At 41.4% G+C, this 16,720-nt stretch carries 12 protein-coding genes and 1 tRNA gene; 6 read left to right on the top strand and 7 right to left on the bottom strand.

The window, feature by feature from the left end; all coding sequences use genetic code 11:
• The first annotated feature begins 138 nt into the window (after positions 1–138).
• Complete coding sequence (locus F927_RS14310; protein WP_005086784.1) at positions 139–2,472, top strand: PhoX family protein; 2,334 nt, start codon at positions 139–141, stop codon at positions 2,470–2,472.
• A gap of 57 nt (positions 2,473–2,529) precedes the next feature.
• Here the strand turns inward: F927_RS14310 and F927_RS14315 are convergent, their stop codons facing one another.
• The gene (locus F927_RS14315) at positions 2,530–3,312 is read right to left on the bottom strand and encodes an NRDE family protein (protein WP_005086785.1); all 783 of its coding nucleotides are present in this window, start codon (positions 3,310–3,312) and stop codon (positions 2,530–2,532) included.
• Positions 3,313–3,418: 106 nt separating this feature from the next.
• On the opposite strand from F927_RS14315, the gene lgt reads away from it, so the two are divergent.
• Positions 3,419–4,231 carry a prolipoprotein diacylglyceryl transferase gene (gene lgt, locus F927_RS14320; protein WP_004640964.1) on the top strand — a complete coding sequence of 271 codons (813 nt, stop codon included), beginning with the start codon at positions 3,419–3,421 and terminating at the stop codon, positions 4,229–4,231.
• Between the two features lie 35 nt (positions 4,232–4,266).
• Here the strand turns inward: lgt and wrbA are convergent, their stop codons facing one another.
• Positions 4,267–4,857: an NAD(P)H:quinone oxidoreductase gene (gene wrbA, locus F927_RS14325; RefSeq protein WP_004640966.1), complete on the bottom strand. Its 591-nt coding sequence runs from the start codon at positions 4,855–4,857 to the stop codon at positions 4,267–4,269.
• Positions 4,858–4,972: 115 nt separating this feature from the next.
• On the opposite strand from wrbA, the gene F927_RS14330 reads away from it, so the two are divergent.
• Positions 4,973–6,223, top strand: coding sequence for a YihY family inner membrane protein (locus tag F927_RS14330; protein ID WP_005086786.1), 1,251 nt, complete (start codon positions 4,973–4,975; stop codon positions 6,221–6,223).
• A gap of 27 nt (positions 6,224–6,250) precedes the next feature.
• On the opposite strand, the gene F927_RS14335 is transcribed toward F927_RS14330, so the two are convergent.
• A complete protein-coding gene (locus F927_RS14335) occupies positions 6,251–7,159 on the bottom strand; it encodes a DMT family transporter (protein ID WP_005086788.1) in 909 nt (302 codons plus the stop codon).
• Between the two features lie 107 nt (positions 7,160–7,266).
• Here F927_RS14335 and F927_RS14340 point away from each other — a divergent pair, with 107 nt between their 5' ends.
• Complete coding sequence (locus F927_RS14340; protein WP_005086790.1) at positions 7,267–8,076, top strand: AraC family transcriptional regulator; 810 nt, start codon at positions 7,267–7,269, stop codon at positions 8,074–8,076.
• Here the strand turns inward: F927_RS14340 and F927_RS14345 are convergent.
• The 3 genes from F927_RS14345 to F927_RS14355 all read right to left on the bottom strand — a co-directional run bounded on the left by F927_RS14345 (position 8,068) and on the right by F927_RS14355 (position 10,215).
• The gene (locus F927_RS14345) at positions 8,068–8,964 is read right to left on the bottom strand and encodes a polysaccharide deacetylase family protein (protein ID WP_005086792.1); all 897 of its coding nucleotides are present in this window, start codon (positions 8,962–8,964) and stop codon (positions 8,068–8,070) included. The two genes, F927_RS14340 and F927_RS14345, sit on opposite strands and share 9 nt — an antisense overlap.
• Before the next feature lie 70 nt (positions 8,965–9,034).
• Positions 9,035–9,709: a fumarylacetoacetate hydrolase family protein gene (locus F927_RS14350; RefSeq protein WP_265586662.1), complete on the bottom strand. Its 675-nt coding sequence runs from the start codon at positions 9,707–9,709 to the stop codon at positions 9,035–9,037.
• Positions 9,710–9,717: 8 nt separating this feature from the next.
• The gene (locus F927_RS14355) at positions 9,718–10,215 is read right to left on the bottom strand and encodes a YcxB family protein (RefSeq protein ID WP_004640980.1); all 498 of its coding nucleotides are present in this window, start codon (positions 10,213–10,215) and stop codon (positions 9,718–9,720) included.
• A 155-nt stretch (positions 10,216–10,370) separates the two neighbouring features.
• Between F927_RS14355 and F927_RS14360 the strand changes: the two genes are divergently transcribed.
• Complete coding sequence (locus F927_RS14360; protein ID WP_005086797.1) at positions 10,371–11,666, top strand: hypothetical protein; 1,296 nt, start codon at positions 10,371–10,373, stop codon at positions 11,664–11,666.
• Between the two features lie 49 nt (positions 11,667–11,715).
• Here the strand turns inward: F927_RS14360 and F927_RS14365 are convergent.
• Positions 11,716–11,792, bottom strand: a tRNA-Arg gene (locus tag F927_RS14365).
• Between the two features lie 513 nt (positions 11,793–12,305).
• Between F927_RS14365 and F927_RS14370 the strand changes: the two genes are divergently transcribed.
• A partial coding sequence (locus tag F927_RS14370; RefSeq protein ID WP_005086799.1) for a beta strand repeat-containing protein occupies positions 12,306–16,720 on the top strand: 4,415 nt, incomplete at its 3' end.

Consider the following 16,720-nt stretch of genomic DNA (forward strand, 5'->3'; position numbering starts at 1 on the left):
TGTTTTTTTTGACTAAACGTTTTATTATTTATTGATTTTTAATGTATTTGTCACATAACTGTCAAGGCAGCGTCAGAATTAAAAACTAAGTTAAAGGCGGGAAATTTTTTATCGCACATATAAACTTAGGATGATTCCATGACACAGCTGACGCCATATCATGAAGACCAAGAACTGGACAATAACACGTCTACAAATGTTCATTTCCGTGACATTTTAGAACAACATATTAACCGCCGTAGCCTCATCACTAAAACTGCAAGCGGTGCTGTCGCACTGACTTTGGCATCAACTTTAACTGGCTGCAATGACAACGATAATAAATCGAATAATAATAACGGCGGAACCAACCCTCCTATTGACCCAAATAAGAAACCTGAAAAATTAAACTTCACTACAGTGCCTAAAAATCTAAACGATATCGTGACTGTACCTGAAGGTTATGAAGCACATGTTCTGTATGCTTTAGGGGACTCAATCAATCCAACATACGCAGAATGGGATGACAACAATATTCCATCAGGTCCAAGTTTCCAATTCCGTTCAGGCGACTGTCATGACGGCATGAGTTATTTTGGTCTAAATACTGCAACAGGTCGTTATGATGAACAGCAGTCAAATGATGGTTTGTTGGTTCTAAATCATGAATATATCAATCCAACATTCTTGCATCCTAAAGGACCAAGCAAAGTTGATGGTCGCCGCCCAGAAGATGAAGTAATCCGTGAGGTAAATGCTCACGGCGTCTCGATCATTCATGTAAAGAAAGACACCAAAACTCAAAAAGTTGAACTGGTCAAAAACTCAGTTTATAACCGTCGTATTACTGGTTCGACTCTAATGGAGTTTGCTGGTCCTGCTGCGGGTAATGCATTACTTGCGACTAAGTTCTCACCATCGGGTGTACAAACCCGTGGTACACATAACAACTGTGGTAATGGCTACACGCCATGGGGAACTTACCTCACTACTGAAGAAAACTTCATTGGTTACTTCCAACGTTCAGGGACTGATAAATACCAACGTACTGCAACAGAAGAGATTGCGCTCAAACGCTATGGTTTAGGTCTATCTATTGATTATCAATATGAAAAAAATCCAGATGGGACGCCAAAGAAGAATGAAAAAGGCGAAATTATTTATATCTTAGATGCTCAAAAAAATAAAATACCAAACTTAGATGAACAAGGGCGAATTCAATATTTAAATACAAATTCACGCTATGGTTGGGAAACTGCACAAGGTCAAGTTGAATCCCAAGATCTTTATGATCGTTGGAATGCTGATGTAAAAGCAGCTAATGCAGGACAAGATTACCGCAATGCACCAAATACTTTTGGTTGGATGGTCGAAATCGATCCATTTGATAGCCGCCAAGCACCTGTAAAACGTACTGCTCTTGGACGTTTTGCTCATGAAGACTGTCGTACTAGCCGCGTCATTGAAGGTCAGAACCTAGCTTTTTATATGGGTGATGACTCACGCGGTGAGTATATCTATAAATTTGTATCCGATGCTAAGTGGGATCCAAAAGATATCAACGGTGGTTACCGCGCTGGTGATAAATATATGAACAGCGGTAAATTCTATGTTGCTAAATTCAATGCTGATGGTACAGGTCAGTGGTTAGAGTTAAGCTATGGTAAGAATGGCTTAACAGAAAGTAATCCTGTCTATCCATTTAAATCACAAGCAGATGTCGTAACTTTCGCACGCTTGGCGGCAGATTCTGTTGGTGCAACTAAAATGGACCGCCCTGAATGGTGTGCAGTCAATCCTGTTAATGGTGAAGTCTATGTGACTCTCACCAATAACTCGAATCGTGGTTCAAGCTATCCGACTGACGCAGCGAATCCGCGAAATTATGAAGATCTATATAACAATCAAAAAGTACAAAAAGGTAATGTGAATGGCCACATCATTCGCTTCCGTGAAGCTGAGGATAAAACCACAGCTGAAAGCTTCAAATGGGATATCTACTTATTTGGTGCAGAAGCAGCCATGGCATCAAACATTAACCTTTCTGGTTTAACTGATAGCAATGATTTCTCATCACCAGATGGTATGTGGTTTGACCCACGCGGTGTATTGTGGATTCAAACTGACGATGGTGCATATACGGATGTTACGAACTGTATGATGCTGGCAGCACTACCGGGTCAACTGAACGATGGTAGCAAGGCAACAACATCAAATGGGACTGAAACCATCGTTGGGGCAAAAGTGAATGATGAAAATCTTCGTCGTTTCCTCACAGGTCCAAAAGAATGTGAGATCACAGGTGTAACGATGACCCCTGATTACAAAGCTATCTTCATCAACGTTCAGCACCCAGGTGAAGATGCTAAAAGTTATGCAGCACCAACTAGTAACTGGCCTGCAACTCAAACTGACCCGAATAACACTACGGCCCGTCCACGCTCTGCAACAGTGGTGATCACTCGTAAAGATGGCGGTGTAATTGTTGGGTAAAACTGCTTAGTTTTAAAAGTAGATTCAAGCCATGCTATTTTCGGATAGCGTGGTTTTTTATTTCAACAAACTGATTTTTTGCTCCACAATCTCCCCCTGTTGCTCACCTTGTTGTGCTTTCTCTGTCCATAGCCATTGCTGCTGACGCATACGCAAAAAGTTAGAACATCGTGTTCCGTAGATTGGACTTTGAATAAATGTCGAAGACAATAAAGCCTCCATTTCAGCATTAATCCCCGTATCGGGGAGCAAATCGGGTATCACCTTACGCTCATCCTCCAAAATATCCCAAACTGTAGAATGCAGTGCAGCTTCAGTCATATTCGGCTGTTGTAACATCGGTAAAAACTCTTGAGTAAAGCGTTTACGTAAATGTTTGGTTTTTTCCCAATCTTCAGACATTAAACCATTCGAAACAACATAAACACCATTGGCAAGAACTTGTGGTGCTTCGCCGCGATTACTCATATAAACGGCTTGCTCTCGATCACCTACAAATAAGTTAAAACCCGCGTATTCTTGTTGTTTTAATTCTAACTGCTGCGCAAAACGAATCGGAGTTAAGTCGCTTTCTAAAAAGGTCTGTATCAAATGACCTCTTGAGGTTTGATATTGATTTTTATCTCGACCATTACGAAAGTTAGTTACAATCGCCCAGCGCCCAGATGCTGTTATCCCCATCCATGTCCCGCCTGACTGTAAATCTTGCCCAGCAATAATGCTGCTATTTTCCCAAGCATGTAAGCGCGCGCTAGGACGATGATAAAATTCATCTCGATTTGAAATTAAGCAAAGTGGCATGTCTTCAAGAACATGCCATGCAAAAGCGACAATACACATTGATTTTGTTCTCACATCTTTACACATTGAATGTACAACATTTTTCACATCATTCCGCTACAATCTGTTCAAAACTTAATTTCAAATTCTAAATTGAGGAACAGCAATGCTGACCTATCCAAATATAGACCCAGTTGCACTGAGCTTGGGACCAGTACAAGTGCATTGGTATGGACTCATGTATTTATTGGCGTTTTTATGTGCATGGGGACTTGCCTCTTATCGCGCTAAGCAGCGTGATGGCTGGACAGGAGACATGGTTTCAGATCTCGTTTTTTACGGTGCGCTAGGTGTTGTACTTGGTGGTCGTGTGGGGTACGTCCTGTTTTACGAATTTGGAAAATTCTTAGAAAATCCACTATGGCTATTCCAAGTTTGGACAGGCGGCATGAGTTTTCATGGTGGTTTTCTTGGTGTAATGATTGCCATGTTATTTTGGTGCAAGAAATACCAAAAAACATGGTTTCAAACACTGGATTTTATCGCACCTTGTGTACCGACAGGTTTAATGTTTGGTCGTATTGGTAATTTCATTGGTGGTGAACTGTATGGTCGTCAAGTTCAAGACCCAAGTTATCCATTTGGTATGATTTTCCCAACAGACCCTTTGGGGCTGGTACGCCATCCATCACAAATCTATCAAGCATTGTGTGAAGGTTTATTACTCTTCATCATTTTATGGTGGTTTAGCTCTAAACCTCGACCACGTATGGCCGTTTCAGCAGTATTCTTAGTTGGATATGGCGTAGCACGTTTCTTTATGGAATTCTTCCGTCAACCCGATGCAGATCAAGGATTCATCTTATTTGGCTGGATGACCAAAGGACAAATTCTAAGCTTCCCAATGATTATTATTGGTCTTTGGATGATTTGGTATGCTTATCGTAAAAACATCTATGATTGGCAATTGAAAAAATAAACAAAACAATGGGAGCTTTGGCTCCCATTGTTAATTCAAATGAGCTTTTTAACCAGTTCACCTAAACGTTTACCTTGAGCTTCACACAATATTTTTTCATCCTGACTTAAACTCTGATCATGACGCGGTCCACTAACATGACTCGCACCATAAGGTGTCCCCCCAGTTTTAGTATTCGATAGTGCAGGAATAGAGTTAGGAAGACCTAAAATCATCATGCCATGGTGAAATAGCGGTGGTAACATCGTCAATAATGTACTTTCTTGCCCACCGTGCATTGAACCCGAAGAGGTAAAAACACAAGCAGGTTTATTATGCAAAGCACCATTGAGCCATAAACTGGTAGTCTGGTCCCAGAAATATTTCATCTCACTGGCCATATTGCCAAATCGAGTGGGTGAACCCAAAGCTAAACCAGAACAATGAGCCAGATCATCTAAGCTACAATATATATCGCCATCTGCCGGTATACTCGGTTGTGCCTCTGTTACAACAGTTGCAAGATTCGGTACTGTTCGAATCCGAGCATTCACCCCTGCTGACTCGATTCCATCCGCAATTAAATGAGCCATTTGCCGAGTAGAACCATATTTGCTGTAATAAAGTACAAGAACGTAAGGTTGCATCACTTTTCATAATTTTGCTAAGTTAAGAACACTATACGACATTTTTACCTTTTTTAGCTGTTGTTGATCTTGTGCACTCACCAAGATCTTGATTAAAAATAACTAGGATATCTCCATGATCTTAAACCGTTATCTAAAAAAACTGAATTTTTTAGAAAAAACATGGTTTCAATTTATTGTCTTTGTATTGCGCCGTTTTGAGGCTGATCGCTGTCGAGAACAAGCAGGATCCTTGACCTATACCACCTTATTTGCTGTCGTCCCAATGCTGACTGTGTTTTTGGTGATTATTTCTTCGATTAAAGCTTTAGAGCCTGCTAGGCAGCAGCTACAGCAATTGATTTATAGCAATTTTTTACCTAAAAGCACCATTGCCTTTGATAAAGCCTTAAGTGCCTTTACTGATAAATCGAGCAACCTAACTATTATTGGTATCTTGTTTCTATTTGTCACAACGGTATTAATGCTGTCATCGATTGAGAATGTTTTTAATCGTATTTGGCGTGTCAAAGAAACGCGTACAGGCTTGGTCGGTTTTATGCGCTATTGGACCATTATTTCTTTGGGTCCGATTTTATTAGGGAGCGCATTCGTACTCTCCTCTACAGTTGCCTCAATGAATATCTTAAGCAATAACTTCGCAGGTTATCAGCTAAACGGCGCTTTTCTTTTATGGTTAATTTCATTTTTATTAACCATTATTGGTTTTTTCATTTTGTATTGGACCATACCGAATCGCAATGTTCCCATGTACTCAGCCATGATCGCAGCATGTTTTAGTGCAACAGTATTTGAAGTCTTAAAACGCCTCTTTGGCTGGATTATGAGTAACTTCACCAGCTATGAAATCGTTTATGGTGCTTTTGCTGCGGTTCCTATTTTTCTGCTTTGGATTTTCTTGTCGTGGAATATTATTTTACTCGGTGTGGAAATCAGCTATGCACTGACCGCATTTCATTCAGGTAAGGAACAAAAGCGTCATCCAATCATGATGTTATTAGATATCTTAGAGCTATTTTATAAGAAGCAACAAGTTGGAAATAGTGTAAGTGAGCATGAGCTACTTGATATCGTAGGTCGCGGTGAGCTGGGGCGTTTACCTTCATATATTCTGCAATTAGAAGCACAAAATCTGATTAAACGTACAGACAATGATGAGTATGTCTTGGTTCGTAATTTAGCACAGGTTGATTTTTGGAGTTTCTTCACCGCACTCCCATATCCACTACCACTACGAGATGATGTTGCTAATGTTCATGCAGATGATGAGTGGATGGAAAAAATCGGACCCGCCTTGATTGAAAGCAATGATTATTTAGCAGCTAAACTTTCTATTCCGTTATCCACTATTTTTGAGCAGAAGTAGCAAGAAGACCTCGTATTGAGGTCTTTTTTATTTCCTTAACCAACCTTGTAAACTCACCACCACAATCCCTGCTAACACCAGAATTGAACCGAGAATGAAGTTTGGTTCAATTCTCTCATCGAGCAACCATACTCCGAAAATGATCCCAAACAATGGGGTTAAAAAAGAGAATACGCCTAAGCGCGAAGCTAAATAATTTCTAAGCAACCAAAACCAAGCTAAAAAACTCGCAAAAGACACCACGAGGGTATGGAATGCCAAACTACCAATTACCAATGGGGTAAAATGAATACTTGCCTGCCCCAAAAACACAGCCAAGCCGAACAATAAAATAAAGCTACCTGCCAATTGATAGAATAAAGTCTGTGTCACCGCAGCTTGTGCCAATGAGGATAAGCGTACGGTAATTGTGGTTGCTGCCCAAGCAATACCAGCAGCCAATGCCAACAAATCTCCCCAAAGCATTTGTTGCTCAATCGCAGAAGCTGTCCCTGATTGCTCTCGGATAAATGTCACCACTATGCCGATAAAAGCTAGAGCAATACCACACCATTGCAACCAACTTAAACGTTCAGCGGGTAACTTCCAATGTAAACCCAACGCCACGAAAATTGGTGCTGTATATAGCAATACCACTGCATGTGAAGCCGAGGTCCATTGTAATGCTTGCGCCAACAAAAAGAATTCTAAAGAGAATAAAAAGGCAACCAAAGCACCCGCTTGAAGATTTTGGCGATTGAATAATTCAGCGGCTTTATCCAAATACAATAAAGGCAATAACAAAATTGCTGCTAAGCCCGAACGCAGTGCAATCTGCATAAGAGGAGAAATATCTGGAGCTGCCATTTTTAGAATGACTTGTTGTAATCCCCAAATCATGCAGAGTCCGATCATAAGACCAGATGCTCGTGCATCTAATGTTTTACGCTCATCCATTGCCAGCTCCCAATTTTATAATTAGAAAGCCAATATAAAGCTGTCTTATTTTGATGATATAGTGAGATTTAGACAATGCATGCATATTTTCAGGCAATTCTCATATTATGAAAAAGTCAGCACATCGCATCCAAGATTTTCAGGAGCTACCCGCCTGTGATGATATTCCAGCATCATTGTGGCTACGTATTCGCGATGCACCCGCTGAAACCTTTTATCCTAAACATGCGCATGCATGGGGAGAGTTTATTTATACTTTTGATGGGGTACTGGAGGTCAGTATTGACCAGATTCATTATCTTACACCCCCACCTTATGGGATTTGGCTACCTCCTCATTTACAACATAGTGGGATCAACCGTCATGAGGTCACGCATTGCATTTTGTATGTACACGAAAACCTGTGCCAAAACATGCCACAACAAGCGGGTATCTTACTGACTGCACCATTGGTTCCAGCGTTGCTAGAGCACATTCGTAAACACCCTTTTTCAGAGCAGGACCCAGAATATTTACGCTTACTACAAGTATTACTAGATGCACTCACACATGCTGAATTGGTAGGAAGTTATTTACCCACCACACAACATCCTGCCTTATCAAAAATATTAAGCCACTTACATGCATATCCAGCGGATAATAGTACCCTGCAGCAGCTTGCGGAAATGATAAACATGACCGAAAGAACCTTGGCTCGTTATAGTCAAAAAGAGCTTGGCATGTCGTTACATGAATGGCGACAACGTCTCAAGGTGATGAAAGCGATGTCGATGCTCAATCAAGGGAAAACCATTGAAAATATTGCATTAGATTTAGGTTATGCGAGTTCTTCCGCCTTTATTTATATGTTTAAACGTTGGATGCACTTTACCCCAGATCAATTTCGGAAATTGTATCAAGGCAGTTCTCTACAATAAGCCATACCGTTTTAAATTTTCCTGCTCATAAGGTGCATCTTCAGCCGGATAACGCAAGTCTGCATGTCCTTGCTGTTTGGCCAAGGACCAAATGATGCTTTCTCCAGCTGGCAAAACCGTTGACGATAGTTGATACAGTGGATCGGTATAAGCTTTCTCACTGTCAATCCACTGCCAACCCTGTTGTTGAAATGCAAGAACCACGTCATCCAAAAAAGCCGCATTAATGGCATTTACATGTAATAACAGTACATGTTTTGGTGAATAACCAATTGTATCTATTGCAAGCTGATCATAATAATCGGCTCGATCTAGCAAATGATAAATGTATGCTTGCTTTAATTTCTCAAGCTGATCACTCTGATGATGCTTTTGATAAGACAAGTATTTTTGGTTATAAAACCAATCACTGGCATCAATACTCACTGCACCCGACTGATAGTCATGCTGTTTAAGATACCCAACAACTGCATCTCTTTTTTCTTGGGTATTGCCTTCTTTCAAAAAAGGATAACGATATCTTGCAACCCAGCCCTGTAACGGTTGAAATACTTGTTCTGCTCGTCGAATTCCATCAATGTATTGTTGGCTACTGATGCTGTCTTTATTTAAGTTAAGATGAAACTCACTATGGTTACCAATTTGATGACCTTGTTTCCCCCATTCAGCAACCAATTGTACACCTGCATAATCACCAATCTTGATTACACTCGGGTAAATAATACTTTTGATTCGATGTTGATGAAGTTGCTCTAAAATATGCTGATTAATTGTTAAGGCTTGAACATTTAAATCAGGATTTACCCCATCATCGAAACTCAACGCCAACTGCTTCGCATGAACGAAACTGGTGATCAAAAACAGTGTCAGGTATAGCCCTATTTTCATTCTATTTTTCTCATTTCTTTTCCCATAAAAAAACGCTGATACCTAGATACCAGCGCCATATCACTCATTCTTATGCTTTAACAAAGGTATCCCAATCATATTCCCCAGACTGAGTAATTAATTTCATCGTAAGTTGATCATTTGGATTTAAAGCACCTACTCCAGCTGGCGTACCGGTCATAATCACATCACCTGCTTGTAAACTAAATGACTGATTAATTTCGACCAATAGCGCTCCGATATCAAACAACATATCCCGGCTAAAACCATGCTGACGCTGTTCGCCATTGATCATTAAAACCAATTCTAATTCTTGTAAATCACCGATTTCATCTGCTTCAACCCAATCTGCCAATATACAAGCACCATCGAACGCTTTTGCTCGCTCCCAAGGCTGTCCTTTGTCTTTCAATTCACTTTGCAAATCACGCAAAGTTAAATCCAAACCTAACGTAATCGCACCAATTGCTTCTAATGCTTTGTTCTTATCGGTTTCTTGAGATAAAGGATGTGCAATTTGCAAACAAATTTCACATTCATAATGACACTCGCCTAAGGCCTGATTCCAAGCGACACCTTGTGCTAACGTAGCAAGGCTACTTGGTGGTTTCATAAATAAAATCGGACGATCTGGGACAGCATTCCCCAACTCTTTCGCGTGCTCAGCATAATTTCTACCCACACAAACAATTTTTGAAGGCTGTGTACTCATGAAAACTCCTTGTTGTTTTGAACCGTTATTTATTTTTACAACTATTTTTTAAAGCTATTTTCAAATTTATTTTGATCTGCTGGATTAGTAAAAACACGTTTGGGTACGATCACGACTGTTTGGTTTTTAAGTTCCAGCATATAAGTCAATTTGCCAATTACGAAAGATTGAACTTCACTATATTGTGCTTTTTGTTTCTTTCCTGCAGCATATAACTCAAAGTAGTCTTGATATAGGTCAATACCTTGTTCACTTTTCCCAAATTGATAGCGCACAAATTGACGTTTAAACAACAGCGGCAATAACCAAAAGCGCATGATCGCTTGCATGATCAAGAAGAAAACACCGAGTGCCACATAGTAACGACCAACTCCGGTGAACCCCAAATAAATTCCCCAAAGGATAATTGCGATGCTAATTGCGGGGGTTAGAAAACGTGTAATCGGTTTTTTGCCAAAAGTGACTAAAGCAAAGCCATCTTGAGATTCTTCCAGATTAAGATAAAAACGTGCGGATATGGTTGGACGCTGTTCAGACATATAACACTTCAATTCGGGTGATCATAGACAGGCATAGATATTACACCAGTTTTTCATCATTCAGACTCGTTTTACATAATAGGGCTATTTCCTTAGCAGAAAAAAGTTATAAATTGTTGTAGTTGGAATCACCAAAAGAAAATCAAAGGAATGTGATGTCTCGTTTTATCACTCTATTTACAATTTTTCTATATTGTTCAATACAGTATAGCTTCGCACAGCTTGTTACATGGTCAGATAATATTCCGAGTGCTATACAACCATTTCAAAATCAACCAAAAACTCTGGCAAGTTATACGCAAAATGATATTTTTATCTACGGACACCCAGCCGTAAAAACCTCAGTTCCGACCCTAAAGAATAATCCTCAGCCAACCGCAAACTTTACGACAGCTGCGATGATTGTTCCTGTGAATGCACAACAGGTTGAAAAAACACTGACCGACTTTAATCAATATGTTGATCTTTTCCCCACACTGAAATCTGCGAAAACATTAGCTCAATCTGGCAATATCACACAGATGAAATATCGTGTTTCGATACCAACCCCCATCCCTGTTTTAAACTTTAATGAAAATATCATCATGCAACACCAATTGACTGAAAATAGTATTTCAACTTTGGTGATTGATGCCCCTATTCCCTATGGTGTGGGTAAATTTGAATGGTTTGCTTTGGATGAAAATCGAACATTAATCACACTAACCCAATGGGGTGACCTAAATCAGCCTCAAGGTTTTTTAGTTAAAAAAATTCTAGCTGCGATTCCCGAAGTGAAGCTTGGCATTCCCAGCAGCGGCAGCGCTTTTATCTTAGAATCATTAAGAACACGTTTTAACACACTCACACCTATCGCGCTTCCTGCAGGTCAGACACCCTCTCCACAACTCACACCTGCCCAATTAGTTAAAATTGCACAACTGAGTCAAGCTGCTCAACAACCTGTAAGTTTTCTACATTCCCCAACTACAATCGCTTATACACATGGTCGGGAGTCAATGCGCTTTACCACAACCTACCAGTTCTACAAGCAATCGCCTCAACAACTACAAAAATGGCTTGCCCCAGTGACTTATAAGGAGTTATTTCCACGTCAAATTAAAAAAGTGAGCACTACACCTATTCAAAACCAAAGTCAGGATGCCGATATTCAGGTCAATGTTGGTTTAGGTGTAATTAACATTCCATTTGCTTTTAAATTGCAGTTTAACTACCCACAGACCACCGAAAATAACTTTCATGCCAATGGCGGAGATTTACGCTATATCAAAGGGCGAATGCAGATAAATACAGTGAATCAAGGATCTTTATTTAAAATGACGACCGCTATGAAAATTGATGAAAAAGCACCATTTTTATTAAGAGCGATGCGCAGCCTTCCTTATCACGATACGTTACCTGCCGTTGGTGGGAATACCGTGTTTGTACAAAAAATACGAACCAAACTCTAAAAGCAATAGACACAAAAAAACCGCATTTAAGCGGTTTCTTTTTTCAAATTGGTGCGCTCAGAGAGATTCGAACTCCCGACCCCTTAGTTCGTAGCCAAGTGCTCTATCCAGCTGAGCTATGAGCGCATATTTGATGTTGGGCATTATACGTATTTTTTCTCAATTGATAAGCTCTTTTTCACTCGATCATGATCAACTGGCTATAGATTGCTCTTTTCATACATAACCACCGCTTCAAAAATAATAGAAACCTTAACCTGCACCATCTTAACTTTATAATTAAATTAAATATTATTTAGAATATTTTTTAACAAGCGATCTAATTTTACTCTTATTATTAAGTTTAAATTGACTAACCACTCATTCATTAACGATCTTTAATTCATATTATATATTTTTTATAAATAATATGAGCTGCTTAACAGAATATATGTAGAAATTCTAATAAAAAATAGCTTTTCAAAAGCCAGCTTATTGATTTATATTCAATTTATTGCCGTTAAAAATATGATACATATAACAATATTGACATAGTAATGCAAACCAATAAATACTATTACATGGATTATGAGACAGGAGTCACATAATTATTAAGGTAAATAAAACAAAACTTCAATAATTATATATAGGTATACCGACATGTTATTTAAAAATATTTTATCACCCATTACAAATATACTCTCGCTGGGGAGTAGCAACAGCCAAGGTTCATCTTCTTCTGTCAACACAGTCTCGACAATAAAACAAGTTCATGTCGAGGAAAGTACCACAACAAACAACAGTAATAGTGGCACTCAAGTTGATGATGGTCTATTCAATGGCATTGCAGCAGGTAATGGCGACCAGAACTATGGTATCGGTGTGGGTAACGGTGATGGCCTGAACTTCACTTATCCATTTACAACAGCATTTCACTCACTTGGTAATTCTTATTCTTGGCTTGGTGAAGCCTCACCTGTCACCTCAGTCAATACTTCAACCACCTCTTCTTCAGTTCATATTGAAGATAACGACACCACAGATAATAGTAGTTTAGGCATCTCTGCGGGCAATGGCAGTAACGGTGGTTTCTTAAATGGTATTGGTTCAGGCAATGGCGAACACAACTACGGCATCGGTAATGGCAACGGAGATGACGTCAATGTCACCACGCCTGTCACTGTGCCATTTGAAGCTTTAGGCAACTCTTTCGCTGCTATTGGTGGCGGAGATGTTAACTCAATCAATACCACCCCAACTAGCTCAACCACAGTAATTGAAGATAACGATACCACCAACAATAGTAACAGTGGTGTTGGTGCTGCGGGTAACGGAAATGGCGGCGGCCTACTCAACGGTGTGGCGGCGGGTAATGGTGAGCATAATTATGGGATTGGTAATGGTAACGGTGATGATGTAAATGTCACTGTGCCTTGGACAACGCCTGTTCAAGCTGTGGGTAACTCAATCGCAGGGATTGGCGGCGGTGACGTGAATTCAATCAATACTGCTCCAACCACTTCATCCACTCATATTCAAGACAATGACACCACCAACAACAATAACAATGGAACTGGTACTGCAGGTAATGGTAATGGCGGCGGCTGGTTAAATGGGATTGGTGCGGGTAACGGTGAACAAAATTATGGGATCGGTAATGGTAACGGCGATGATGCTGATATCACCATGCCAGTCACTGCTCCATTTCAAGCTTTGGGTAACTCAGTCGCAGGCATCGGTGGTGGTGACGTAAATTCAGTGAATACTGCACCAACCACAACCTCCAATGTCATTGAAGACAACGATACCACCAACAACAGTAACAATGGCGTTGGCGCAGCAGGTAATGGTAATGCTGGTGGATTGTTAAATGGTGTATCAGCTGGAAATGGCGAACATAACTATGGGATCGGTAATGGTAACGGCGATGATGCCAGTGTGGTTGCACCATGGACAACACCATTCCAAGTGCTAGGCAACTCATTTGCAGGAATTGGCGGCGGTGAAGTCAACTCTGTCAATACAGCACCAACCACAACTTCAAATATCGTTCAAGACAATGACACCACCAATAATAGCAACAATGGTATTGGTGCAGATGGTAGTACGGGCAATGGTATTGGTGGTTGGGGCAATGGACCAGCCTCAGGTAATGGCGAACAAAACTACGGTATTGGGAATGGTAATGGTGACGATGTGGGTATAACCACACCTGTTACGGCACCATTTAATGTTCTCGGCAACTCATTTGGTGGTACTGGCGGCGGCGGTGTTTCATCGACAAATACAGCACCAACCAACACGCTCAATCACGTCCAAGACAACGATACCACCAATAATAGCAATAATGGCACAGGTGTAGATGGTGCAACTGGCAATGGTATTGGTGGATTGCTGAATGGTGTCAGTGCAGGTAATGGTGACAAAAACTACGGCATTGGTAACGGCAATGGTACAGATGCCGATTGGACTTCGCCGATCGTTACGCCTGTCAATGTAATGGGAAATAATGTTTCTTGGTTCGGCAGTTCAGATCCAGATCAACCCACTAACACCTCAACCAATATTGCATCGACCAACACCACCAATATTGTTGAAGACAATGATACGGTTAACAATAGCAATAGCGGCACAGGTAATGCAGGCAATGGTATTGGTGGCTGGGGTAATGGTCCAGCATCAGGCAATGGTGAGCAAAATTACGGTATCGGTAACGGAAATGGCGATGATGTAGGTATTGTGATGCCAATCACTACCCCGCTCAATGGTCTAGGCAACGACTTCTCATTCTTTGGCAACTCGCATAATGCTTCAACCAATGATGCCTCAACAACCACTTCAAATTTTGTCTTTGATAATGACAGCACAGACAACAGCAATAGTGGTACTGGCAGTGCTGGCAACGGTATCGGTGGTGGCTTATTGAATGGTGTCAGTGCGGGTAATGGCGAACATAACTATGGTATTGGCAATGGAAATGGTGATGATGCGAGTGTGGTTGCACCGATCACGATGCCAATCAACGGTCTAGGCAACTCCTTTGCAGTCTTTGGTGACTCGACCAATAACTCAGTCAATAATGGCTCAACCACCACGGTCAATTATATCGAAGACAACGACAGTATTGACAATAGCAACAATGGTGCAGGTGTAGGTGGCGCTGCTGGCAATGGTATTGGCGGTGGCTTACTCAATGGCGTAGGCTCAGGTAATGGCGAACAAAACTATGGTATCGGCAATGGAAATGGTGACGATGCGAGTGTAGTTATGCCGATTACAAGCCCAGTGAACGCTTTAGGCAACTCCTTCTCTATCTTCGGGAACTCAACTTCTAACTCTGTCAATGACTCATCTACAACAGCAATTAACCATTTTGAAGACAACGACAGCACCAACAATAGTAATAGTAGTACTGGTCTAGTCGGTGATGGTAGTGCAGGTAACGGTATTGGTGGCTGGGGCAATGGCGCTGCAGCTGGGAATGGTGACAAAAACTATGGCATTGGGAATGGAATTGCCAATGATGCTGCTGTGGTCGCACCGATTACCACTTCAATCAGTGCCAACGGTAACGCCTTTTCAATCTTTGGTGATGCAACCTCTAACTCCGTCAACAACTCATCAACCACAACCTCAAATTATTTCCAAGACAATGACAGTATCGACAACAGCAACAGTGGCAGTGGTGTCGGTGGTTCATCTGGCAATGGCCTAGGTGGCTTGCTCAATGGTATTGGTGCAGGTAATGGTGAACACAACTATGGTATTGGGAATGGTATTGCTGATGATGCTGCTGTCGTTATGCCAATCACTACCCCAATCAGTGCCAATGGTAATGCTTTCTCAATCTTTGGCAATGCAACCTCCAACTCAACCAATGACTCATCAACCACAACCAGTAACTTTTTCCAAGACAACGACACAACCAACAATAGGAATAATGGTGGGAATGGATCAGGCAATGGTACCGGTGGCGGCATAGGCAACGGTATTGCCGCTGGAAATGGCGAACATAACTACGGTATCGGTAATGGTATTGCTGATGATGCAAGTATTGTCGCACCAATCACAGTACCTATTAGTGCTAACGGTAATGCCTTCTCAATTTTCGGCAATGCAACCTCCAACTCAACCAACAACTCATCAACTACAACCAACAACTATGTTCAAGACAACGACACAACTGACAACAGTAATGGCGGTGGTAATGGTACAGGTGGCGGCTCGGGTGGCGGTTTCCTAGGTTTAGGTGGCTTGCTCAATGGTGTTGGTTCAGGTAATGGCGAACATAACTACGGTATCGGTAACGGAAATGGCGACGATGCCAGTGTTGTCATGCCAGTAGCAATTCCAATTAACTTCTCAGGCAATGCAATCTCCGTCTTTGGCACTGCGACATCGAACTCAAACAACAACTCATCCACCACAACCAACAACCATGTTGAAGATAACGACACAACCAACAATAGCAATGGTGCGGGAAATGGCTTCGGCACAGGTGCTGGCCTATTAGGTGGCTTGCTCAATGGTATTGGTGCGGGCAATGGTGAACATAACTATGGTATCGGTAATGGCAACGGAGATGATGCAAGTATCGTTGCACCAATCACGATTCCGATTAACTTCTCAGGTAATGCAATCTCCGTATTAGATCTGAATAGCCTCAGTGAAGGAGACATACTTAGCCCAGTCTCAAATATCGTTGGCATAATTGCTGGTGATGGCAATGGTGGTACTGGCATTGTCGGCACGATCACAGGAATTGCTGGTGGTATTATTGGTGATCCAAATGTCGGTGGCGGCTTGCTTAACCCAATCACAAATGTCATTGGCGGTATCACAGGTATTATTGGCGGTGGTGATGGCGGAAGCCCGCTTGATCTAATCACTGGCATCATTGGCGGTATCGGTGGCATTGGCGGCGATGGTAGTCCACTTGATCTGATCACTGGCATCATTGGCGGTATCGGTGGTGGTGATGGTAACCCTCTTGATCTAATCACTGGCATCATTGGTGGTATCGGTGGCATTGGCGGTGATGGTAGTCCTCTTGACCTCATCACTGGCATCATTGG

Origin of the sequence: Acinetobacter haemolyticus CIP 64.3 = MTCC 9819, assembly GCF_000369065.1 — a bacterium.
In the GTDB taxonomy this organism is placed as follows: Bacteria; Pseudomonadota; Gammaproteobacteria; order Pseudomonadales; family Moraxellaceae; genus Acinetobacter; species Acinetobacter haemolyticus.

Bases quoted from the DNA above. Each gene is read 5' to 3' on its own strand.
- F927_RS14335 (WP_005086788.1), bottom strand. From the start codon at position 7,159: ATGGATGAGCGTAAAACATTAGATGCACGAGCATCTGGTCTTATGATC.
- F927_RS14315 (WP_005086785.1), bottom strand. From the start codon at position 3,312: ATGTGTATTGTCGCTTTTGCATGGCATGTTCTTGAAGACATGCCACTT.
- F927_RS14310 (WP_005086784.1), top strand. From the start codon at position 139: ATGACACAGCTGACGCCATATCATGAAGACCAAGAACTGGACAATAAC.
- lgt (WP_004640964.1), top strand. From the start codon at position 3,419: ATGCTGACCTATCCAAATATAGACCCAGTTGCACTGAGCTTGGGACCA.
- F927_RS14330 (WP_005086786.1), top strand. From the start codon at position 4,973: ATGATCTTAAACCGTTATCTAAAAAAACTGAATTTTTTAGAAAAAACA.
- F927_RS14345 (WP_005086792.1), bottom strand. From the start codon at position 8,964: ATGAAAATAGGGCTATACCTGACACTGTTTTTGATCACCAGTTTCGTT.
- wrbA (WP_004640966.1), bottom strand. From the start codon at position 4,857: ATGCAACCTTACGTTCTTGTACTTTATTACAGCAAATATGGTTCTACT.
- F927_RS14340 (WP_005086790.1), top strand. From the start codon at position 7,267: ATGAAAAAGTCAGCACATCGCATCCAAGATTTTCAGGAGCTACCCGCC.
- F927_RS14360 (WP_005086797.1), top strand. From the start codon at position 10,371: ATGTCTCGTTTTATCACTCTATTTACAATTTTTCTATATTGTTCAATA.
- F927_RS14355 (WP_004640980.1), bottom strand. From the start codon at position 10,215: ATGTCTGAACAGCGTCCAACCATATCCGCACGTTTTTATCTTAATCTG.